Consider the following 20947-nt stretch of genomic DNA (forward strand, 5'->3'; position numbering starts at 1 on the left):
TCAGCCTTCTATTGCTGCGTAATCGCCTGTGCCTTCAGGCCATGGCGTAAGCAAATCGAAGCCGGTCTTGGTCACAGCAAGAGTGTGTTCCCACTGCGCCGACAGCGAGCGATCTTTTGTCACCACCGTCCAGCCATCAGATAAAACACTGGTGCCTGCTTTGCCGGCATTGATCATTGGCTCGATGGTAAAGATCATGCCTGCCTGCAGCTCAATCCCTGTGCCCGGCGTACCGTAGTGCAGAATCTGAGGCTCGTCGTGATAAATCTCACCAACACCGTGACCGCAATATTCACGCACCACTGAAAATCCGGCTTTCTCCGCCACCTGTTGGATCGCGGCGCCGATATCACCCAATGTCGCACCGGGTTTGACGACTTTAATGCCCGCCACCATCGATTCGTAGGTGATATCGACCAGACGTTTAGCGCGCACCGATGGCTCACCCACGTAATACATGCGGCTGGTGTCACCGTACCAGCCATCTTTGATGATGCCGACGTCGATGTTGACGATATCGCCATTCTTGAGCTTCTTCTCACCTGGAATGCCATGGCACACCACGTGATTTACCGAGGTACAGGTGGTGCGTGTATAGCCGTGATAACCAATATTCGCGGGAACAACCTTCAGTTCATTGACAATATAGTCATGGCAAATGGCGTCCAGTTCATCTGTGGTCACGCCGGGTTTGACGTAAGGGGTGATGATTTCCAGCACTTTTGCCGCGGCGTGTCCGGCAGCGCGTGCCAGTTCGATTTCTTCAGCGGAATGTAGTTTGATGGTCATTGCGCGATTCCCTGCGAGGTTAATGTAGGCTGGTCAAGCAGCTGCGCTAAATCTGCGCCGCCGTCACGTTCGACACGCATCAACAGGCGCGTCAGTTCCTGAAGGTTGAGGTCAGGATAAAGCTCAGCCAGCATGCCAATCTTCATCCAGTGTTCTGCCTGCGCATTGATGGAACGGCTTAACGCCGTGCTCGCGATACGCAGATTCTCATGCATCAGATCAGAAATTTTTACGATACCCATTATGCGATCCGTATATGAAACGTAGTCGTTTTGCATATAGATTACGCTGCGTCCGGATAAGATGGAAGGGGAAATGTTGGGAAGTTTGCCGTGACCCTGTACAGCATCTCCACCTCTTAGCCGTTTAAGCCTGCTACAGCGTGACAGGGTGGCGTGATGTGTTGAGGAAAAGATAGACTAAAGAAAAAATACCCTGCGAAGCGGCTTAATAATCGTTGCAGAGTAATATTTCTGGATTTCCCCAGAGCAGGGTGTTGAAAGTTCGGCATTTGAAAGCTCAGCTAAAATAAAATAATCCCTCGATTGAGAGATGAAGCTAATAAGCGAAACGCATCATCAAGAGAAAACCTGGACCGACTTAGCGATATGACAGGAATATATATGCCGTGATGCATCGCTTATTTGATTGTTTTCTGTGCTTGTTGAATTACGGACAACAGACTGAATTTTATGAGGTAATCATTAAATCCTATTAATGTGTGCGCTACTGATAAGATCTCTGGGCAGCCGTAATCCTTGTTATCAATTTACGCTTCGCTTGAATGGGGTGAAGGATCCCTTTACTCAGTTTTCATGTAAGCTTTTTGTAAAGATATTTCAGCATGACAAACCGTGATGGCGGGCATAATATGGTGATATTCACCGGTTAATAATGAGCAAAATAGACGCAAAATGGCGGATATTCTCCTTAATGATAATGAAGTTATTCTTTTGAGTTCAGCATTGCTATCCGTGCCAATGGAATGGGCGAGTGCAAATGAGCATAACTAACGAATTGAAGCCAGGCTGCATCACGCTCCAGGCACTTCGGAATCCGGATATCTGCCGTGACGATGTACTGAGCAAATTCACTGATTTGGTCAGTAAAACGCTGGATGTTCCCAGCAGTTTCATCTCTGTCCTTGACGATGATTTCCAATACATCAAAGCTGCGCACAACTTTAACGTCGGTGAAACGTTGCGTGCCGATTCATTGTGTCAGTACGTGGTCGAGGGGGATCAACCGCTTGTGGTGCCCGATACCCAACTGGACGCCTGTTTTTCCGTCAATCCTTTTGTTATAGGTGAACCTTTTGTTCGCTTTTATGCGGGCGTGCCACTAAAGAGCCAGGAAGGGCTGGTCTTAGGCACGCTGTGCGTGGTGGATAGCAAACCACATACCTTTAGCGCTGAAAAGCTGGCGACGATGACGTTGCTATCACAGCTGGTAATTTCCTTTCTTGAAGCCTGGCATTCTGTCGGTTTTACCGATTTGGTTACAGGATTGCCTAACCGACAGCAACTGATTAGAGACCTGCAAGCCTTGCGTAATGCGGGTGATAACACGCGGTATCGACTGGTGTTGATCGACTGCATCGATATGCCGCGAGCCTATGAGCTGGCGCGTTCGTTGGGCATGGCACCTGTCGAAGGGCTCCTCAAAGATATGGCAACGTTACTGCCGCTACGTCTGCGTCCCGGCAAAAATGAACTGCTCTATACCGTGGCAACCGGGCGGTTTGCGCTATTAACTCAACAAGAAAGTCCATTGTGCGCCGAGTGGGTTGCGCGACGCATGGAAGGCGTACGCGCCGAGATTGGCGAAGGTTTATCGGTCGATTTAGCGACACATACCGGTGAAACCCTCTTTTCGCCGTCAGAAATTTCCGCTCAGGAAGCGCTGCGTCGAGCCGTTAGTGCCTTGCATGAAGCCATTTGTCGCGGGATCCCATGTATGAACTTCAGTGAGGAAAACGATGAGCGGCGTACGGATGACTTTACTCTCGTCAACGACCTGGCCACTGCTGTACGGCACAATCATGGCTTGTATCTGGTGTTCCAGCCGAAAATCTGTCTGAGCAGCGGTTTACCGATTGGGCTCGAAGCGCTGATCCGATGGCGCCATCCCACCCGAGGTGAACTTTCTCCTTCAGTTTTCATCCCGCTCGCGGAACAAACCACGTTGCTGCAAGAGATCACCGAATGGGTCATTGATAAAACCATTGAGCGATTGAAACGGCTCAACGGGCAAGGTATCCAGTTGCCTGTCACGGTGAACGTTAGCGTGCGCGACTTTAGCCAGGAAAGTTTTGCTTACAGGCTCGAGAATAAGATGATCAAGGCACGTCTGCCGACGAATCTGCTCGGCATTGAGTGCCTGGAAACTGAGCGCATCATCGAAAGCGCGGCGGCCATTAAGGGACTGGAAATGTTGAAACTGCGCGGTTTTGGTATTGCGCTGGATGATTTCGGCACCGGTTACAGCAATATCAGTTATCTGCGAAAAATGCCTCTGGATGTGGTCAAACTCGACCGTTCGATTGTCGGCGGACTTGCCACAGATACCGCGTCACGCATCATCACCCGCAGCATTATCGCTATGCTCAAAGAACTGGATTATGTGGTGTTAGCGGAAGGCGTGGAAAATATTGAGACGCTCGAAGCGTTAAAAGAGTTCGGTTGCGATCAGGCGCAGGGGTTCTTTCATTCCCGCCCATTACCTGAAAGCGAACTGGATAATTGGTTACGCTGGAAGTTAGGGTGATGCGTCTGTCCTGACTTCATCGGTTCCTGCCTCACCCATTGCCAGAGCACTGGCGCTGGCGGGATCAAATAGTGACAGACTCTCGATTTGTTCCACCATAATCACTTTACGAAACGCTAAAGCTGTTTTGGGTTTCGACATGAAATCAATCCGGTGCTGATGATACCAACGGCTGTAATTGTGCTCAACGGCGAGATTTAGCGTACGTGAATCGCGATAACCGCTGAGCATCGGTATTAATACAATATTAGCCGTGCTGGCATATTCGAAGGTGGCGGCATGAATCATGCCGATGTAGATGCGTCGGGATTTTAGCGTTATCCAGGCTAACTCACCTTCTTCCATACACTGCAACAAAATCTGTTCAATACCGTTCGAACGTGACAATCGCTGATAGAGGTCGCGGCGGCTGCTGGCGGTTAATCGCGCGCTGCCAGCCCAGTTTGAGCGATACACACAAAACAGCACGGCAAAGGCGAGCATAATCACGACCGGTGCCTGAATACCCAGGAAGCTCCAGGTCATAAAATCCACATGCCAACGAGCATGCACCAGGCGGGTAAGTGCAAAAGTATTATTGATCGCGGAAGCGGCGAGTAATATCAGCCAGACAATCCCGGTGGCAAACACGCCCTGTAAGACAAAAATACAACCATAAAGGGCAATTAAAAAGTAAACATCCCAGCCAAAGGAACGCTTTATTTTTAAGCGACTCGACATGTCCCGGCTGGTGTACCAATAGCCACACACCATCAGCACCATAAATATTGCCGTTCCCATTTAGATATCCTTCAAGGTTTTGACATGATGGGCAAAATCGCGCTGAACTTTGGGACTTAACGGATTAACCGAAGCGTTGCCGTCTTCATCAATAATGATCCTGTCACCCTCCTGAATGGAATCTTTCATATCTTGCTGGCTCATCACTTGTAGCAATGACTCAGGGCTCTTGAAGAGGGCGATAACAAAGTGAAACATGTTATTTTCCAATTAATTTGGGTAGTGAGAGTATGGCACACTATCCGATGTGAATTTGGGTTAGTGACTTGAATAAGAGGCGTGTTTTCGAACTTACGGATTAATCTGTCTAAAAAGCTGAAGTAAGCGAAACCGTAGGTGAACGGAAAAATTTACCAGTTTTAATAATGAATGGCTTAGGGGTTCAGTATTCATTTCCTGTCGTTAAAATTAGACTACAATAAGAAAGACATTAAATATGAGGTTAATTATGAAAGAACATCATACGAATGAACAACGTAATAAAGAAGGGGATGTGCATAAGGGACTTCCCGAAGTCGCCCCCAATGTCGGCAATGCGTATGAAGAGGATGACCATCCAGCAAAAGACAACCCTGAAGATCATGGAGAGATTCCGCGCACGCGCGATGATAGTAAAGATCACAAGCAGGATCCTTATCAGGATAAATAGCCTCGCTGACAATTAATCGCACCCGACATTTAAAAACATCTCTCTAATTATAGAGTGTGTTAATCAATTGAAATTTTTGATTAATTACCCTGTAATTTCGAAATAAACGAAGCATGTAGTTTATAAAGTAAGATTTTCTAGTGGTTAAAATATTTTATAAAATATCCTACGCTTGATTCACAAAATCGCGTATTTTCTACACCGTATCAATCATCACCCCACTAAACTACTTATACCCAATCAGGGTGAATGGAGGTATATATGTCAGAACGTCCAGATCCAGATGATGTTAAGCCGCTGCCTGGCGACGATTTACCCTTACCCGATGAAGAGGGTGATGAGACTGACGATCGTGATCTACCTGATGATCAAAAACCAATGATCTGATTCTCAATTCAGAGCCGCGTAAGCGGCTCTTTTGCGTAATTTGCAAGGGTATTATTGCGGTACAGCATTTCAATCATTGGATGATGCATCATCTTTAATGTATTGCCGTATCGCTTCATGCATGGCTCGGTTACGGTCAACTTCCAGTCCGCGCTCTTCATACTCTTTAGCCATATTAATAATGACTTCATCATATTTCCCTTTGAAGGTGATGTTATTCACCGCGACCTGTTTAATCATCAGTTCACGTAACACCTCAGTTTCGATTTTTAAACGCTGAACCGTTTCTTCAAGTTCCTTTATTCTCTCTTCGGTGGACATTATCACTCCCTATTAAGTTATGTAGATTAAGCAAGCCACATTATTGAAAAGAATATGGCATTGAAAAGCCTATAACTCAAGCCTCACCATTCGCATCATATTAAGCGAGCCGTAAAGCACAGATAGGAGAGCGATAACCTAACATTTGGTTTATATTGACGGCGCAAATTAACGAGCCGCAATGATTGATGCGGATGAATAACGCGGCAGCGCTGGAACCCTCTTATGATGAACATCTTCGCCCTGATACTGGCCATTGCTGTGGTTTTTAGCGGCCTGAGTTGGACATACAGGCTTTGGGCTTTGACGCGCATCACCGTTGAGAAAAACCAGGCAGAATCTTCGCTCATACAGCAGGGTAAAACTCAGCGCCTCCCGAGTTGGCTGGATACGCCCGCATCGCTCTTTCCGTTACTGGTCATCGTGTTACTGGTTCGGGCCTTTGGCTGGGAGCCTTTTCGCATTCCTTCTGGATCCATGATGCCAACTCTACTCACCGGCGACTGGGTGCTGGCAGATAAATATTCATACGGGCTGCGAAATCCATTCAACCAGAAAACGTTGCTTGCCACCGGACACCCTAAACGTGGTGATATTGCGATATTTACGTTTCCTCAGGACGAAACGCAGTTGTTCATTAAAAGAGTGATCGGTTTGCCCGGTGACAAAGTCATCTTCAATCCAGCCTCACAACAGCTCACTGTTTTCTCTTTTTGCCAGGACCATCAATCTTGTGCACCAGCGCTAGCCATTCATTACAGTGCGCTCAAAGCGGGCGAGTTCGTCGAGACTGCCGGAATGCATCCGGGCTTTTATGCCAGACCAATTGGCGAGGAAAAGCCTTCTGAACAGCGTCTACTGATGGGCACTGAAACGCTAGCGGGGGTGACGCATCGCATTTTGCAGAAGCCTGAATTGACTGTTTCATCATCGGCGTTTTTCCATCAACCAGGTCAGCAGACTGGAGAGTGGGTGGTGCCGGCGGATAGCTATTTTATGATGGGGGATAATCGTAACAACAGCTATGACAGCCGCTATTGGGGTTTTGTCCCTGAGCGTAATCTGGTAGGCAAAGCGGTGGCGATTGGATTTAGTATGGAAAAACAGGAAGGGCAGTGGCCGACAGGGCTGAGGCCAGGTCGCATCGGGCGGATCAATTAAGAGAAGATGCCAGTCCCTGGCAGAACAAATCCTAAAGCGCTTTACTCAGACTTTGTTGGAGGACGGCGACTTATCTTGCCTCCTTTCCGACCCGCTTCAACGGCGCGTTCAGGATCGTTTCTGAAGTTGCCTCCACTGGCTTTGCCTCCCGCTTTACCAGCTTCTCTTGCGCGTGCCGGATCGTTAGCAAAATTCCCTGCACCGCCTCTGTAGCTCTGTTGTTTCATAGGAAGACCTCATATCAATGTTCCGTGAGAGATAAGGACTAGCTAGTCACTCCATAATTTTAGTGCGCGATTGCGGCTTCGCCAGCACGGGATAATTAATATTTTGTAGTCTTTATCGCACAAAAAAAGAAATGTTGTCCGATTTAAAATAGCCACTAATCACGATTAAATGGTTTTTTAATTGTTTAAGTAATAAACATGAAAATATTAAATGTTGAAGCCAATTTATGGGCCGCACTTGGCTTAGAAAAGCTATTAATATCTGCAGGTTATCAATTCTTATCCTGCTCATCTTTAAGTGATGCAAAAAAAATATTAATCGATCAATCTATCGAAGTAATGATTATTGAGTTAAAAACCGAAGCGGATGATATTGAATCTTCCTATGCGTTTTTACGCCTGTTGCAGGCACTTTATCCTAGTATCCGCGTGTTGGTACTGACCGACATTAATGATGCTGCGCTGCTTAATTTTCTTGCCCATGAATTTCACTCGGTTTTATTTCTGACAAAAAAATCCTCATTAGCCAGCATTGTTCAAAACGTCAATACACTTGCTGAGAAGAGACCGCATACATCAACACGCAGCCGTGTTCCCTCGCTCTCGCTGCAAGAATTTCACATGCTGAAATGGCTTGCCCGATACAGCAGTCAGCAGGACATAGCCTTGCGTGTCAGACTGAATAACAAAACCATCAGTCACTATAAGCGATCGATTTACGCGAAACTGAATTGTGAGAATAATGTTCAGTTTCATCATCGGCTTACGCAATACGGGTTTAATCGAACCCATGTCGATTAATACCTACACTGACTGTATCCCTCGCTCATAACTCCCTGTTATGCCCGGTTAGTAAAGGGTGTCTTTTGCCTGAGGCTTGAGAATTCCGGCCCGCAGGAGGAAGATATTCCCCTTTGCCAGGGTCGGGAATAGCCATGCTGATCACCTCCGAAAACACGCGCACTTTTAATACGGATACCCGACTCGCCTGCACGCTGGCGGCTGTGGCGGGCGCGCTGAACACAGCTGCATTTGAAACCGTCGGTTTTTTCTCTGCCAACATGACGGGCAACGTCTCGTCACTTTCCGATCATCTGGCGAAAGCAAATCTGCATGTCGGATTGTTCTTCCTGCTCATCGTGCTGCTCTTTATAGCGGGTTCTTCTGTCTCGACCCTGATTATCAACTCCGGACGCAGGCGACAAATTCGCGGGATTTATGCCATCAACATCCTGCTGGAAGGCGTGGCATTATTCGCGCTGGGCGTCATTGAGAGTTGGTTCAGCTTTAGTGAATCGGGCGTATTGCTGGTGCTCAGTTTGAGTTTTTTGATGGGATTACAAAACGCCGTGGTGACCCGGATTTCCAACGCACGCGTGCGCACCACCCATGTCTCCGGTACCGCTACCGACATTGGCATTGAGTTGGCCATGTTGTTTGATGTGCTACGCCGTAAAGAATCCCCGAAAGATGCGCCGCTCTATATCGAGCGTTTAAAACTGCACTTCTTCACGGTGATGGCATTCCTGTTCGGCGGCGTGCTGGGTATTCTGCTGCTGAACGCGCTGAGCTATAAACTGTTAATTTTGATTGGTGTGATGCTATCTGCACTCGCTTTGTCAGCATTACAACGTGCCGGGCATGCGCTGCACTCCTGAACAATAATTGATGCGCTTCACACATTTCAGCGCGATTTTTGAAAACTGCTTGCTACTTTTTGGCAATGCTCAGCAAGATAACCGTCATTAAGGATTGTTACTGTTCGGCAGGCAAAACCTGAGGCGCGCCCTTTCTCGATAGCAGAGGGCGCGCCTCAGGTTTTTTTTTGCGCGAAATTCGAGGCGTTTTGCAGGAGAAAGGAAGATGCAATATCAGGAACTGGCAGATGACATTGTGGCTGGCGTGGGGGGAAAAGATAACATCATCAGCGTGATGCACTGCGCAACGCGCCTGCGCTTCAAGTTAAAAGAGAGCCAAAAAGCGCATACCGCCGAGTTGAAAAATAATCCTGGCGTGATCATGGTGGTGGAGAGCGGGGGACAGTATCAGGTGGTGATAGGCAACCAGGTTGCGGAGGTCTACCGCGCGTTAACGGCACGCTATGCCCTCGACCATGCCGATAACGTGGAGGACACTACGCCACAAAACCTGTTTGCCCGTTTTATCGATCTGGTTTCCGGCATTTTTACACCCTTTATTGGTGTGATGATTGCGACAGGCATCATCAAGGGACTGCTGGCGTTGGCACTGGTGCTCGGTGTGATGGACGCGAGCAGCGGCAGCTACAAAGTGCTGTTTGTTGCCAGTGATGGACTCTTTTACTTCTTGCCGATTCTGCTCGGCTACAGCGCCGGGAAAAAATTTGGCGGTAACCCCTTTGTCAGCATGGCGATTGCCGCAGCGCTGGTGCATCCGTTGATACTTGAAGCGATGCAACAGCAGCAGGCAGGAAAGCCACTGACCTTTGTCGGTATCCCGCTGGAAATACTCAATTACAGCTCCTCGGTGATCCCAATTATCTTTGCTGCGTGGGTCTCAAGCCTGATTGAGCGTTGGGTACATCCGCGTTCACCCGGTGCGGTGCGTAACTTCACTACGCCGCTGGTGTGCTTGCTAATCACCGTGCCGCTCACTTTTCTGGCGATTGGCCCGGCAGCCACCTGGCTCAGCCGCTTGCTGGCGGAAGGCTATCTGTGGATTTACAGCCTCAGCCCCATGGTTGCAGGAGCGGTGATGGGCGCGATCTGGCAAATCTGTGTGATATTCGGTCTGCACTGGGGTCTGGTGCCGATCATGCTCAATAATCTGGCCAACTTCGGTCACGACACCCTACTGCCATTACTGATGCCGGCGGTATTAGGACAGGCGGGCGCGACATTGGGGATCTTCCTGCGCACGCGTGATATCAAACTCAAAGCGATGGCGGGATCGGCATTCACTGCCAGCATTTTTGGTATCACTGAACCCGCAGTGTATGGCGTTACGCTGCCGCGTCGTCGTCCGTTTATCTTCGGCTGTATCGGTGGCGCGCTGGGTGCCGCCATTCTGGGCTTCTGGCACACCACCATTTACTCCTTTGGCTTCCCCAGTATTTTCACGTTTATTCAGGTCGTGCCCAGCACGGGTATTGATGCCAGCGTGCTGGCGTCCTTTGCCGGTGCAGCGGTCGCGCTAGTTTTCGCCTGTGCCATGACCTATGTGTTTGGTTTACGAGAGTCTGCGGCACAACCCGTTGTGGCTGAACCCGTCGCCGATCCCGCGCCTGCGACATTAACGCGCCGTGAAAGCGTGGTGAGCCCGATTGCGGGTGACGTATTGCCGCTGGAGAAAGTCAAAGATGAAACTTTCGCCAGCGGTTTACTCGGCAAGGGCGCGGCTATTCTGCCGCACGTGGGCCGCGTAGTATCGCCGGTCAATGGCGTAGTTTCCTCCATGTTCCGCACCGGACATGCGATTGGCCTGACGTCAGATCAAGGCGCGGAAGTACTGATCCATGTTGGACTCGATACCGTCAAACTCGACGGGCAATATTTCTGTCCTCAGGTACAAAACGATCAGCCAGTGAAAGTGGGCGATGTGCTATTGGAGTTTGATATTGAGGCGATCAAACACGCTGGATTCGACCTCACCACACCGGTGCTGGTGAGCAACAGCGATGAATTTATTGATGTATTAACCCTGAACAACAGCGCAGTGAGTGAAGGCTCGCCGCTGCTGGCCGTGCTGAAATAACCAAGGAGCAAGTAAATGACTACACGTTTCCCGGATGCATTTTTATGGGGTGGCGCCGTTGCCGCCAATCAGGTGGAAGGTGCCTGGCAGGAGGGCGGTAAAGGGCTATCGACCTCGGATCTGCAACCCAAAGGTATTTTTGGCGCGCGCGTTGAACGCAGCGGCAATGATTTTGGCATCAAAGACACGGCGATTGATTTCTATCATCGCTTCCCGGAAGACATCAAGCTGTTCGCAGAGATGGGCTTTACCGTTCTGCGTACCTCGATTGCCTGGACGCGTATTTTCCCGCAGGGCGATGAAGCTCAGCCAAACGAGGAGGGATTGGCCTTTTACGATCGTTTGTTTGATGAGATGGCAAAGTACAACATCACTCCGCTAGTGACGTTGTCACATTACGAAATGCCTTTTGGCTTGATCAAAAAATATGGCGGCTGGGGCAATCGCATCACCATTGATTGTTTTGAACGCTATGCGCGCGCGGTATTCACTCGCTTCCAGCATAAAGTGAAGCTGTGGCTGACGTTCAATGAAATCAACATGTCATTGCATGCGCCCTTTACTGGCGTTGGATTACCGGAAGAGAGCGATCAACAGGCGATTTATCAGGCGATTCATCATCAGCTGGTGGCGAGCGGCCGCGCCGTACAAGCCTGCCATGAGATTGTTAAGGACGGTAAGATCGGCAATATGCTGCTGGGAGCGTTGCTCTATCCGCTCAGCTGCCGTCCGGCCGATGTGTTGGAAACGCTGCAGCAGAATCGCGAGTGGTTATTCTTTGGTGATGTACAGGTGCGCGGTGCCTATCCGGCTTACATGAAACGCTTCTTCGCCGATCGCGGAATCACCGTCAGCATCACGGATGAGGACAAACGCGACCTGCGCAACACTGTGGATTACATCTCCTTCAGTTATTACATGACCGGTTGCGTCACCACCAATGAAGAAGAGAACCAGAAAGCGCAGGGCAATATCTTGTCGATGGTGCCGAATCCGCATCTCGCCAGCTCAGAGTGGGGATGGCAGATAGATCCGGAAGGTCTGCGTATTCTGCTTAACATCTTGTACGACCGTTATCAGAAGCCGCTATTTATTGTGGAAAATGGCCTGGGTGCCAAGGATGTGGTTGAGGCCGATGGCAGCATCAATGACGATTACCGCATCCAGTATCTCAATGATCACTTAGTGCAGGTGCGGGAAGCGATTGAGGATGGTGTGGAAGTGATGGGCTACACCTGCTGGGGACCGATTGACCTGGTCAGCGCCTCTAAAGCCGAGTTCTCGAAGCGTTACGGTTTCATCCACGTTGATCGTGATGATGCGGGCAACGGCACGCTGGAACGCTCGCGTAAAAAGAGCTTCTTCTGGTATCAGGATGTGATCCGTAGCCACGGCGCGGCATTGAAATAAACCCGCTAACGGGCGTGCTGTCGCCCGTTTTTACGCCTCGTCGGCATCTTCCTGCAACGCTAATGTCTCTTTGCGAACTCGCTCAATATGGATGGTGAGAAACATGCGCTCTTCCGCCGAGAGGGCATAGAGATATTTTTGCTGGATGTGGCTGTCGATCTTCACCGCGCATTGATAAGCAATCGGATATTTGTCACGCACCACATCATGCAATGATTCATCTTCGCTGCACACACCGCGTTTTCCCAGCATGCGCTGGGCAAAAAACTTCAAGTGGTTAACGAAGCGGTTATAGCTCAGGCTGTCGGTGCGGTAATCCAGCTGCAACCGATACTTCACGATATGCAAAATCTCCTGCATAAATTGCGTCACGTGAGAGACATCGGCAAAGTTGCTGCCCAGTTGCGCGTTGACTAAGTGCAGGGCGATAAAGCCTGCTTCATCGTCAGGCAACGCCACCCCGAGGCGTTTGTTGATCAGGGCCAGTGCTTCCATGCCAATCGCGAACTCTTTGGGGTAGAGCGTTTTGATCTCCCACTTCAATACATTACGAATCGGAATGCCTTGCTGATGGCGTTCAATCGCGAAATGGCAGTGATCGCACAGCGCAATCGAGAGGCTCTCATGCAGCGGCTGACCCAACTGTTGCCGTGCGCTGGCGATGATTAACTCGCTGGTAGTGATGACGTCCAGCGGGATATCAGAAAGCAACTCGCTCAGCCTCCCTGTCAGGGTGTCACTCTGCAGTGCGAAGACTTTTTCAATCTGCTGCGCATCCAGCGCATCGCCCACACGCTTATGAAAAGCCAGCCCGCGACCCATCACGACCTGTTCTTTGCCGTTCTCGCCCAGTACGACCACGACGTTGTTATTGAGGATCTTCGCGATTTTCATTTTTATCAGCCCTGAAAAAGAAAAAACCTGACCCACCGGGAGGGCGGCGTGTCAGGTTTTGCCTGCGTTTGCGCGCAGTAACAATCTGGCGAGATCATAAGCCGCTCTGTGATTCCGACAAGCATACTGACCGTTAAATGTGAGACACGTCATGTTTTATTGCGTAGTGAAGCGATGGAGGAAAAACAGGGCAATGGCCCCTGAAGCCGCGTCTGCACTGATGTTATGCAACCTCTTAAAAATTGATCAAAAAGAGGAGAATTTGAAATAACAATATTCAATCAATAAATCAGGTCAAGGGCATCTTGTCAGTTCCCTAATAATGACTTTTATTGTCAAAATATCATTCTGTTACTCGCTCGCTAAGTAGATAAGTAGGTGCTAATGTGTTTGGTGTCCCCATCTTTTGCGGAGTGATTCCATGCGCGACAGTAACACCGAACCTTCTGAACCGGCAGCACCGCCACTTAACCCATCGCTGATGGAACATCTGATCAACGCACGCAAGATTTTCATTACCGGCACCGTGGATGAAAAAATGGCCAAAGAGGTGGTTCAGCATCTGCACATCCTCGCCGCCATCAGCAATCGACCGATCACGATCTTTATCAACTCTCCCGGCGGTCATGCTGAATCGGGCGATATGATTTTTGATGCCATACGCTTTATCACTCCCGAAGTGATCATGATTGGTTCTGGTTGTGTGGCCAGCGCAGGTGCGTTGATTTATGTCGCCGCCAACAAAGCAAATCGCTATGCGTTACCCAACACCCGTTTCCTTCTGCATCAGCCTTCCGGCGGCATGCAAGGCCCCGCCAGCAATATGCAGATTTACAGTAATGAAATCGTGCGCATGAAAAATCGCCTCAATCATATTTTCGCGGATGCCACCGGGCAGGCGATTGAGAGGATTGAACAGGATACTCAGCGCGATTTCTGGTTGAGTGCGGAGCAGGCGGTAGAATACGGTTTGGTGTCGAAAGTGATCGTCACCGAGCAAGAGATCGCCGCGCATTATCTTGCCGCTTAAATAAGTCAGTGCTAATGTCATCAACATGATTGAAAATGCGATATTCAAAGCACTGGCGGATCCGACCCGCCGTGCCATATTTGAAAAGCTGTCGGTGGGGCGCATGAATGCCACGGCGTTGCGCGACGGGATGGAGATCAGCCAATCGGCGATGTCTCAACATCTCGCGGTGTTACGGGGTGCGGGGCTGGTGCGTGAAGAGCGGCAAGGGCGCTTTGTGAACTATGAAGTTGACCCGGTGGGCATGACGTTTCTGGTCAACTGGCTAGCCAAATATCGCGCGTTTTGGCCGACACGCATTGATGCCCTGAAAAGTTTGCTGAAGGATATGGACCAATGAGTGAAGCCGAAAAATCCAACGAACTGGTACAAGAGTATCAACTGGATGCGACGCCGGAGAAAGTGTGGCGCGCTATCAGTATTGCGGAGTACCGGGAAGCCTGGCTACCCAACGCTGTATTAGCAGAGGCTGAACCTGTTGACTGCGAACCTGGAAAATCGATCCGTTACCGGTTACGTGATGACGCACCACCTTACCTGAAGAGTGACGTGACGTTTCTAATCGCGCCCGATGACGCGGGTGGCACCCGATTGACTATCGTCCATCGCCTTGCTGATCTGCACTTGCAGGCCGCAAATGATGAAAATGGTCGATTGATGCTGGCGGCATAGCCTCGGGCTAATTTTTTTAGCGCGCCTTATTCCCAAACGTACATTTCTGGCGGCCCGAAGGCCGCCAGCTTTACACGGGTTGATCAGCCTTATTCGCATCACGAGATCCTGCCGCGCCCGCACAAACTAACGCCAGCAGCACCATCACCAGCACCGGCAACATCGCCATGCGCAGACCCGCGTGTTCACCAATAAACCCCAGTCCTGGCGGTCCCACCAGAAAGGCCAGATAACCAAGCGTTGCGGCGATGGTCACGCGAATCGCGCTGTTTTTGCCATCGCCCGCAGCGGAGACGGTCAGTGGGAAGCCAAGCGAAGCGCCAATTCCCCAGAACAACACCGCCGCTGCCGCCAGCCATTGGTTGTTGGAGAAAATCACCATCGCCAGACCCAGGGCGGCTGAGAATGCGCTGGCGCGTAATACCAGTACACGGCCCAGGCGATCCACCACATATCCGCCGAGGAAACGACCCACCGTCATGCCCGCAGTGAAACCCGCGTACACCAGCGTGCTTTGCGTGTGATTGAGATTATGACCATCGATCATCAGTAACGGCAGCCAGTCATTGGCAGAACCTTCTGCCAGCGCCATCGCCAAAATCACCACCCCAAGGATCAGCAGTTGGCGATCGCGCAGCTCTCGTCCGACCTGAGCGAGGAAACCGCCGCTGTGCGCCTGTTCATGTCGTTCGCTGTCGCTGGTGGCGGGTAAATGACGCAGGGCTGCGGAGACAATCAGCAGGTTCGCCAGCACCACGAAGGCAAAGTGCCAGGTGATGCTGACATCAACTGCCGTCATGGCAAGTCCTGACAGCGCGCCAATCAGCGTGCCAAAGCTAAAGAAGCCGTGAATGGTGGTCATGATCGATTTGCCAATCAGACGCTCAAACGCTGCGCCTTCAACGTTTATCACGACATCGATTAACGCTGTCCCTCCGCCCAGTAACACCAGGCTGGCGAAGACACCGTACGCGCTGTGCAGTAGAAGGGCAGCTAACATGACTGCGACGCCACTCAACAGCAGCACAAAGCCATAACGCATGACACGGCTAGTGCCAAAGTAGGTGATGAGTTTTCCTGCCAGCAGAACGCACAGCATTGAGCCACAGGAAAAGCCGAACAGGATCATGCCCATCATTTCCGTGGAAGCATGCAGAATATCGCGCATGTAAGGCGTACGACTCACCCACGAAGCCCAGGTGAAACCGGGTAAAAACATCAGGCCGTAGATCGCCCATTTACCGCGTAGCTGTTGCTGTAAATCCATATTCATCCCCATCCATAAATTAGCGGAAAGGGTAACAGAAAGGCTCCCCGCGTGCGCGACGCGGGGAGAAGCAGTGATTAAAAACTCTGCCAGTCGGCGTCATTAACCACCGCTAAACGCTGTGGCTTGGGGTGCGATGGCGTACGGATGATGGTTTGTGGAACGTCAATGACATCGCTGACATGGAATTTACCGACCAACTGATTCAGGTTACCCGCCTGCTCTTGCAGCGATTGCGAAGCGGCCGCGGCTTGTTCCACTAAGGCGGCGTTCTGCTGGGTAACATCATCCATCTGATTAACCGCTTGTTGAACCTGAACGATGCCCTGGCTCTGCTCCACGGCAGCCGCAGCGATCTCACTCACCAGTTGATTCACCTGGTGAATGGCATCATTCATCACGTCCATATTGCGGCCCACATCACTGGCTTGCGTGGCACCCGATTCGGTTAAACGATGAGATTCCTCAATCAGCACTTTGATCTCGCGCGCTGCGTTGCTTGAGCGCTGAGACAGGCTGCGCACTTCACCGGCAACCACCGCAAAGCCTTTACCGTGTTCACCGGCGCGCGCTGCTTCAACCGCCGCGTTCAAGGCCAGAATGTTGGTCTGGAAGGCGATACCTTCAATGATCGAGACAATCTCAGTCACTTTGCGCGAGCTGCCACGAATCTCGTCCATGGTCGACAGCATGGTGGTGAGCGAGGTTCCATTTTTCTCTGACAGCGCGCGGGCATTGGCTGCCAGCTGGCTCGCCTGCCGGGTGTTGTCCGCCGTTTGGCGCACCGTCTCACTGAGTTCCGTCATGCTGGCAGCCGTTTGCTCCAGCGATGCCGCTTGCTGTTCGGTGCGTGAAGAGAGATCTTCATTGCCCGCTGAAATCTGCACTGAAGCGCTGCTCACGGACTGAGACGCTTTACGCACTGAAGAGAGGGCTTCAGAGACGCGCTGCATCAAAATATTGAAGGAGTGTGCCATATTGCCCACTTCATCTCGCCGGCTTTCATCGGCGCTTAAAGTCAGATCGAGGTTCTCGCTGGCCGCCAGCATGACCTTGCCAACTGCGCCCAAACTGCGGCGAATACGCATCACGGTAAACAGCGAGAACAGACCGAAGATCACCACTGTCGCCGCAACACCTGCAACGGTGGCCCAAAAGACAAAATGGAAGGTGCTTTGATTGGTGGCGCGCAATGCGTCGCCCGCAGTAATGTTGAGTGCCTGTTGAGTTTGATAATCAGCGATCATCTGACGAATGGCGGCACCCACACCACTATCTCCTTCCAGCAAACTCAAGCTCACTTCATTCTGGTGAGCACGTGACGCTGTAAGAAATGCAGGTAACTGCGATGCAACGCGCTGGATGTTATCAAAAGCGATGTTAGTCAGGCGTTTGTCTTCCTCATTCGAAATATCGTTTGCCATGTAGTAATCGGTCAGCGCTTTCAGTCCATTGATTTGCTCATCGATCTGTTTTTCTACGGCAGGCATGTTGCTGTCGTGAATCTGGCTCTGGTGTTTGTACAGCGTAATGGCCAGCTGGTTACTTTGATCGATCAGTTTGCCGATGTCCTTAATCGAAGGAATGGCGTTAGTTTGCACAAATTCAAAACGGTCCTGAAATCCTGACAGTAGCGAGAGCGCAAGAATCGCCTGCAGGATGATGGCGCCAAACAACATGGAAAGGGTCAGCAAGAGACGCTGGGAGATGGTCATCTAATTATCCTTAATCTAAAAGCACCCCTGGTTCAGGAAAATCAGGGAATAGGGCAGATTAATAACCATCGGCAGAATGCGAGATTTAGTTAATTATTTTTTATTGCACGGTGATGGAGATCAAATCATACGTAGCGAAGGCGCAACATTTTTAGCCATTCTCACGATTTTAAATAGATCCAGTGAAATATGTTGTGCGACAGATTCAGAAATCCTAACAAGCCGATATTGTCGCGAGGTCGTAATCGTTATTATAATAATCATTACGGGTAAAGGTTAAGGGCTAAGGAATGGCGATTTATGTACATAAACGTTTTGATCGGAATTTCAAAAAGGCCAGTCTTCATGATGCTGACCTTTGCCATGCTGCTGCGGAAGTCAAAAGGGGCGAGTTTGAAGCTGACCTGGGGGGAGGCGTGATTAAAAAGCGTATAGCACTGAGTAAGGGGAAAAGTGGTGGTGCCCGGTCGGTGATTTTCTTCAAAAGAGGAAACACACTATTTTTTTATGACGGCTGGACTAAAGGCGAGTTGCATAAGAAAAATGCCAAAGAGATCGAGGATGACGTGTTGGCAACGTATAAAATCCTTGCGAAAGGCTACTTACAAGCGAGTGCGGCAGACCTGCTACAGCTTAAAAATCGTGGGACATTCAGAGAGGTAAACTGCGATGAAAACTACACCAGCAACATTGGATGAGATGATTGAAGATGCGGAAGAGTTGCGAGGATTAGGCCTACTTTCTGATGAAGATGTCTCTCAGATTGCCACGCGAATCTCTGCAAGTGAGTATCGCAAGCGTGTTGCAGCTGTACATGATATGACCGGTCTGGAAATTAAACTCATGCGTAAACAGTATGGCCTGAGTCAGGCATTACTGGCTTATACCTTAGGTATGACAGTGGATAGCGTTTCAAAGTGGGAGCGAGGAGAAATCAAGCCGAGTGGCCCGGCACTGCGTATCTTAAATACACTGGCTGCTAAAGGCCCTGATGCATTTGTTGTTTAAAGGGGAAACTGGACTCCAGTTTCCCCTTTAAAATTATGGCCTTCTAAACAGCGCCATGCTGCGGCCTTCCAGTTCGAAATCCTTCTCTTTGGTAATCACCAGCCCTTTTTTAGCCGTATCGGAGGTGGTGAGTTCCAGTACCCAACCGCCTTCGCCAAATTGTGGGATGCGGAAGGGCACGTTGCCTTCAAACGGATTGAACAACATCAACACATCGTGCCAGATGCCTTCTTCGGTTTGCAGGTCCGGACGGCCAATGTAGACGCCAAGCGTGCTGCCCTCATCCCATTGGTCTGCCTGCTGGAAGCCGCCGCCAGCGTTAAACCATTTTATGTCCATACCGTCGCGCCAGTTTTCACGGCGCAGCAACGGCTGTTTCGCCCTTAACGCCAGCAAATGGCGAGTGAATTCGCGTAAGGCATCCGCGGACTCCGGCAAGTTTTCCCAATGCAGCCAGGAGATTTCACTGTCCTGACAATATCCGTTGTTGTTGCCCATTTGGCTGCGGCCAAACTCGTCGCCCGCCAGCAGCATCGGCGTGCCGTGTGAGAACAGCAGCGTCGCGAGGAAGTTACGCTTTTGCCGCTCACGCACCGCGTTGATGCCTTCGTCATCGGTCGGGCCTTCCGCGCCGTAATTGTACGAACGATTATCGTTATGACCGTCATTGTTATCTTCACCGTTCGCGTCGTTATGTTTCTCGTTGTAAGACACCAAATCGTTGAGCGTGAAGCCATCGTGTGCGGTAAGGAAGTTGATGCTGGCCCAGGGACGACGGCCGCGTTGATCGTAGAGATCGCCTGAACCGAGCAGGCGCGCGGCAAAGTCGGTTGAGACGTTGTCGCCTTTCCAGTATTCACGCACCGTGTCGCGATATTTATCATTCCATTCTGCCCAGCCTGGTGGGAAGCCCCCAACCTGATAGCCGCCGGGGCCAATATCCCAGGGTTCGCCAATCAGTTTCAATTTCGACAGTACCGGGTCCTGCGTCATGGCATCAAAAAAGCCGCCACGCTGATCGAAACCTTCCGGTTCGCGCCCGAGAATGGTGCCCAAATCAAAGCGAAAACCGTCGATATGCATCGATTCCGCCCAGTAGCGCAGAGAATCCATCACCATCTGCAACACGCGTGGATGGGAGGTGTTCACGGTGTTGCCAGTACCGGTATCGTTGATGTAGTAGCGATGCTGATCCGGCAAGGTGCGGTAATAGGAGAAGTTATCGATGCCTTTAAACGACAGCGTCGGTCCTAATTCGTTACCTTCCGCCGTGTGGTTGTAAACCACGTCGAGGATCACTTCGATACCGGCGTCGTGGAAGGCGCGGACCATGTCACGAAAGCCCTGAATGCCACGCGGGCCAAAGTAGCGCGAGGCCGGGGCAAAAAACGCCAGTGAGTTATAGCCCCAGAAGTTTTTCAGCCCTTTATCAAGCAAATGCTGATCGTCCGGGAACCAGTGCACCGGTAGCAACTCAACCGACGTGACACCGAGGCTTTTAATGTACTCGACGGTGGCTTTGTTGCTCATGCCATCGTAAGTGCCGCGCATTTCAGGGGGCACTGCCGGGTTCAACTGGCTGAAGCCCTTAACGTGTGTCTCATAGATAACGGTCTGTGACCACGGGATAACGGGACGCTTACGGTCCTGCCAGTCAAATTCGTTGGGATCGATCACCCGGCATTTTGGCGTAAAGGGCGCGCTGTCACGTTCATCGAAAGTCAGGTCTTTATCTTCATGCAGCAGGTCGTAGGCAAAATGCGCATCGTTCCACTGGATATCGCCGCGCAGCTCACGAGCATAGGGGTCGAGCAGCAGTTTGTTGGCGTTGAATCGATGGCCGTTTTCTGGTTCAAACGGGCCATGCACCCGGTAGCCGTAAAGTGCACCGGGCTGCAGACCTGGAATGTAGCCATGCCAGACTTCATGGGTATTTTCCGGCAGATCAAAACGCGCGATTTCGTGCTGACCGCTCTCGTCGTACAGACACAATTCCACACGCTCGGCGAACGCTGAAAACAGGGCAAAATTGACGCCCTCGCCATCATAATTTGCGCCAAGCGTTTGACCCGAACCCGCGATAATTTCTAAAGGCTTTGCGTTAGACATTCATTCCTCTCCATCCCATGAACAGAAATA

23 protein-coding genes are annotated in these 20947 nt (G+C 50.6%); 13 read left to right on the plus strand and 10 right to left on the minus strand.

Annotated elements, in window-relative coordinates; translation table 11 throughout:
- Together map and FD737_RS08160 are read right to left on the minus strand one after the other, a co-directional pair.
- Positions 1-789: a type I methionyl aminopeptidase gene (gene map / locus FD737_RS08155; protein WP_160833218.1), complete on the minus strand. Its 789-nt coding sequence runs from the start codon at positions 787-789 to the stop codon at positions 1-3.
- The gene (locus FD737_RS08160) at positions 786-1031 is read right to left on the minus strand and encodes a ParD-like family protein (protein ID WP_034822655.1); all 246 of its coding nucleotides are present in this window, start codon (positions 1029-1031) and stop codon (positions 786-788) included. The genes map and FD737_RS08160 overlap by 4 nt, the downstream gene beginning before the upstream one ends.
- 757 nt (positions 1032-1788) lie before the next feature.
- Between FD737_RS08160 and FD737_RS08165 the strand changes: the two genes are divergently transcribed.
- A complete protein-coding gene (locus tag FD737_RS08165) occupies positions 1789-3555 on the plus strand; it encodes a sensor domain-containing phosphodiesterase (RefSeq protein ID WP_160833219.1) in 1767 nt (588 codons plus the stop codon).
- Here the strand turns inward: FD737_RS08165 and FD737_RS08170 are convergent.
- Entirely contained in the window at positions 3547-4335 is a 789-nt protein-coding gene (locus FD737_RS08170) for a hypothetical protein (RefSeq protein WP_160833220.1), read from the minus strand. The genes FD737_RS08165 and FD737_RS08170 overlap by 9 nt on opposite strands.
- Entirely contained in the window at positions 4336-4533 is a 198-nt protein-coding gene (locus tag FD737_RS08175) for a hypothetical protein (protein ID WP_160833221.1), read from the minus strand.
- A gap of 250 nt (positions 4534-4783) precedes the next feature.
- Between FD737_RS08175 and FD737_RS08180 the strand changes: the two genes are divergently transcribed.
- On the plus strand, positions 4784-4984 hold the full coding sequence (locus FD737_RS08180) for a hypothetical protein (RefSeq protein WP_097117753.1): 201 nt from the start codon (positions 4784-4786) through the stop codon (positions 4982-4984).
- A gap of 261 nt (positions 4985-5245) precedes the next feature.
- On the plus strand, positions 5246-5371 hold the full coding sequence (locus FD737_RS24035) for a hypothetical protein (RefSeq protein ID WP_255253253.1): 126 nt from the start codon (positions 5246-5248) through the stop codon (positions 5369-5371).
- A gap of 69 nt (positions 5372-5440) precedes the next feature.
- Here the strand turns inward: FD737_RS24035 and FD737_RS08185 are convergent, their stop codons facing one another.
- A complete protein-coding gene (locus tag FD737_RS08185; protein WP_034822671.1) occupies positions 5441-5692 on the minus strand; it encodes a hypothetical protein in 252 nt (83 codons plus the stop codon).
- A gap of 225 nt (positions 5693-5917) precedes the next feature.
- Between FD737_RS08185 and lepB the strand changes: the two genes are divergently transcribed.
- Positions 5918-6853 (plus strand): signal peptidase I, encoded by a 936-nt coding sequence (gene lepB / locus FD737_RS08190; protein WP_160833222.1) that lies wholly within the window; start codon positions 5918-5920, stop codon positions 6851-6853.
- 41 nt (positions 6854-6894) lie between these two features.
- On the opposite strand, the gene FD737_RS08195 is transcribed toward lepB, so the two are convergent.
- Entirely contained in the window at positions 6895-7080 is a 186-nt protein-coding gene (locus FD737_RS08195) for a general stress protein (protein ID WP_072016973.1), read from the minus strand.
- A gap of 198 nt (positions 7081-7278) precedes the next feature.
- Between FD737_RS08195 and FD737_RS08200 the strand changes: the two genes are divergently transcribed.
- From FD737_RS08200 to FD737_RS08215, 4 genes are all read left to right on the plus strand, one after another.
- Positions 7279-7881 (plus strand): LuxR C-terminal-related transcriptional regulator, encoded by a 603-nt coding sequence (locus tag FD737_RS08200; protein ID WP_097117755.1) that lies wholly within the window; start codon positions 7279-7281, stop codon positions 7879-7881.
- 134 nt (positions 7882-8015) lie between these two features.
- A complete protein-coding gene (locus FD737_RS08205) occupies positions 8016-8738 on the plus strand; it encodes a YoaK family protein (protein WP_058961215.1) in 723 nt (240 codons plus the stop codon).
- A gap of 205 nt (positions 8739-8943) precedes the next feature.
- A complete protein-coding gene (bglF, locus tag FD737_RS08210) occupies positions 8944-10812 on the plus strand; it encodes a PTS beta-glucoside transporter subunit IIABC (RefSeq protein ID WP_160833223.1) in 1869 nt (622 codons plus the stop codon).
- Between the two features lie 15 nt (positions 10813-10827).
- Positions 10828-12222, plus strand: coding sequence for a glycoside hydrolase family 1 protein (locus FD737_RS08215; RefSeq protein ID WP_160833224.1), 1395 nt, complete (start codon positions 10828-10830; stop codon positions 12220-12222).
- Positions 12223-12252: 30 nt separating this feature from the next.
- Here the strand turns inward: FD737_RS08215 and licT are convergent, their stop codons facing one another.
- A complete protein-coding gene (gene licT, locus FD737_RS08220; protein WP_160833225.1) occupies positions 12253-13116 on the minus strand; it encodes a BglG family transcription antiterminator LicT in 864 nt (287 codons plus the stop codon).
- Between the two features lie 421 nt (positions 13117-13537).
- Between licT and FD737_RS08225 the strand changes: the two genes are divergently transcribed.
- From FD737_RS08225 to FD737_RS08235, 3 genes are read left to right on the plus strand one after another with little or no spacing between them, the layout of a single operon-like run.
- The gene (locus FD737_RS08225; RefSeq protein ID WP_160833226.1) at positions 13538-14146 is read left to right on the plus strand and encodes an ATP-dependent Clp protease proteolytic subunit; all 609 of its coding nucleotides are present in this window, start codon (positions 13538-13540) and stop codon (positions 14144-14146) included.
- 25 nt (positions 14147-14171) lie between these two features.
- Complete coding sequence (locus tag FD737_RS08230; RefSeq protein ID WP_034822684.1) at positions 14172-14486, plus strand: helix-turn-helix transcriptional regulator; 315 nt, start codon at positions 14172-14174, stop codon at positions 14484-14486.
- A complete protein-coding gene (locus tag FD737_RS08235; RefSeq protein ID WP_097117760.1) occupies positions 14483-14818 on the plus strand; it encodes an SRPBCC domain-containing protein in 336 nt (111 codons plus the stop codon). Before FD737_RS08230 ends, FD737_RS08235 begins: the two co-directional genes overlap by 4 nt.
- 70 nt (positions 14819-14888) lie before the next feature.
- Here the strand turns inward: FD737_RS08235 and FD737_RS08240 are convergent, their stop codons facing one another.
- Complete coding sequence (locus FD737_RS08240; protein WP_237448761.1) at positions 14889-16091, minus strand: MFS transporter; 1203 nt, start codon at positions 16089-16091, stop codon at positions 14889-14891.
- 71 nt (positions 16092-16162) lie between these two features.
- Positions 16163-17800 (minus strand): methyl-accepting chemotaxis protein, encoded by a 1638-nt coding sequence (locus tag FD737_RS08245; RefSeq protein WP_160833227.1) that lies wholly within the window; start codon positions 17798-17800, stop codon positions 16163-16165.
- Between the two features lie 290 nt (positions 17801-18090).
- Between FD737_RS08245 and FD737_RS08250 the strand changes: the two genes are divergently transcribed.
- Complete coding sequence (locus tag FD737_RS08250; RefSeq protein WP_097117762.1) at positions 18091-18498, plus strand: type II toxin-antitoxin system RelE/ParE family toxin; 408 nt, start codon at positions 18091-18093, stop codon at positions 18496-18498.
- Positions 18470-18808 (plus strand): DNA-binding transcriptional regulator, encoded by a 339-nt coding sequence (locus tag FD737_RS08255; protein ID WP_034822694.1) that lies wholly within the window; start codon positions 18470-18472, stop codon positions 18806-18808. The genes FD737_RS08250 and FD737_RS08255 overlap by 29 nt, the downstream gene beginning before the upstream one ends.
- A gap of 33 nt (positions 18809-18841) precedes the next feature.
- Here the strand turns inward: FD737_RS08255 and glgX are convergent, their stop codons facing one another.
- Complete coding sequence (gene glgX / locus FD737_RS08260) at positions 18842-20917, minus strand: glycogen debranching protein GlgX (RefSeq protein WP_160833228.1); 2076 nt, start codon at positions 20915-20917, stop codon at positions 18842-18844.
- Between the last annotated feature and the right edge of the window lie 30 nt (positions 20918-20947).

It is taken from the genome of Pantoea sp. Seng (genome assembly GCF_009829935.1).
GTDB classification, from domain to species: Bacteria; Pseudomonadota; Gammaproteobacteria; order Enterobacterales; family Enterobacteriaceae; genus Pantoea; species Pantoea communis.

Bases quoted from the DNA above. Each gene is read 5' to 3' on its own strand.
- FD737_RS24035 (WP_255253253.1), top strand. From the start codon at position 5,246: ATGTCAGAACGTCCAGATCCAGATGATGTTAAGCCGCTGCCTGGCGAC.
- FD737_RS08195 (WP_072016973.1), bottom strand. From the start codon at position 7,080: ATGAAACAACAGAGCTACAGAGGCGGTGCAGGGAATTTTGCTAACGAT.
- glgX (WP_160833228.1), bottom strand. From the start codon at position 20,917: ATGTCTAACGCAAAGCCTTTAGAAATTATCGCGGGTTCGGGTCAAACG.
- licT (WP_160833225.1), bottom strand. From the start codon at position 13,116: ATGAAAATCGCGAAGATCCTCAATAACAACGTCGTGGTCGTACTGGGC.
- bglF (WP_160833223.1), top strand. From the start codon at position 8,944: ATGCAATATCAGGAACTGGCAGATGACATTGTGGCTGGCGTGGGGGGA.
- FD737_RS08175 (WP_160833221.1), bottom strand. From the start codon at position 4,533: ATGTTTCACTTTGTTATCGCCCTCTTCAAGAGCCCTGAGTCATTGCTA.
- FD737_RS08230 (WP_034822684.1), top strand. From the start codon at position 14,172: ATGATTGAAAATGCGATATTCAAAGCACTGGCGGATCCGACCCGCCGT.
- FD737_RS08250 (WP_097117762.1), top strand. From the start codon at position 18,091: ATGGCGATTTATGTACATAAACGTTTTGATCGGAATTTCAAAAAGGCC.
- FD737_RS08185 (WP_034822671.1), bottom strand. From the start codon at position 5,692: ATGTCCACCGAAGAGAGAATAAAGGAACTTGAAGAAACGGTTCAGCGT.
- lepB (WP_160833222.1), top strand. From the start codon at position 5,918: ATGATGAACATCTTCGCCCTGATACTGGCCATTGCTGTGGTTTTTAGC.
- FD737_RS08245 (WP_160833227.1), bottom strand. From the start codon at position 17,800: ATGACCATCTCCCAGCGTCTCTTGCTGACCCTTTCCATGTTGTTTGGC.
- FD737_RS08225 (WP_160833226.1), top strand. From the start codon at position 13,538: ATGCGCGACAGTAACACCGAACCTTCTGAACCGGCAGCACCGCCACTT.
- FD737_RS08180 (WP_097117753.1), top strand. From the start codon at position 4,784: ATGAAAGAACATCATACGAATGAACAACGTAATAAAGAAGGGGATGTG.
- FD737_RS08200 (WP_097117755.1), top strand. From the start codon at position 7,279: ATGAAAATATTAAATGTTGAAGCCAATTTATGGGCCGCACTTGGCTTA.
- FD737_RS08255 (WP_034822694.1), top strand. From the start codon at position 18,470: ATGAAAACTACACCAGCAACATTGGATGAGATGATTGAAGATGCGGAA.
- FD737_RS08165 (WP_160833219.1), top strand. From the start codon at position 1,789: ATGAGCATAACTAACGAATTGAAGCCAGGCTGCATCACGCTCCAGGCA.
- FD737_RS08235 (WP_097117760.1), top strand. From the start codon at position 14,483: ATGAGTGAAGCCGAAAAATCCAACGAACTGGTACAAGAGTATCAACTG.
- map (WP_160833218.1), bottom strand. From the start codon at position 789: ATGACCATCAAACTACATTCCGCTGAAGAAATCGAACTGGCACGCGCT.
- FD737_RS08160 (WP_034822655.1), bottom strand. From the start codon at position 1,031: ATGGGTATCGTAAAAATTTCTGATCTGATGCATGAGAATCTGCGTATC.
- FD737_RS08215 (WP_160833224.1), top strand. From the start codon at position 10,828: ATGACTACACGTTTCCCGGATGCATTTTTATGGGGTGGCGCCGTTGCC.
- FD737_RS08205 (WP_058961215.1), top strand. From the start codon at position 8,016: ATGCTGATCACCTCCGAAAACACGCGCACTTTTAATACGGATACCCGA.
- FD737_RS08240 (WP_237448761.1), bottom strand. From the start codon at position 16,091: ATGAATATGGATTTACAGCAACAGCTACGCGGTAAATGGGCGATCTAC.
- FD737_RS08170 (WP_160833220.1), bottom strand. From the start codon at position 4,335: ATGGGAACGGCAATATTTATGGTGCTGATGGTGTGTGGCTATTGGTAC.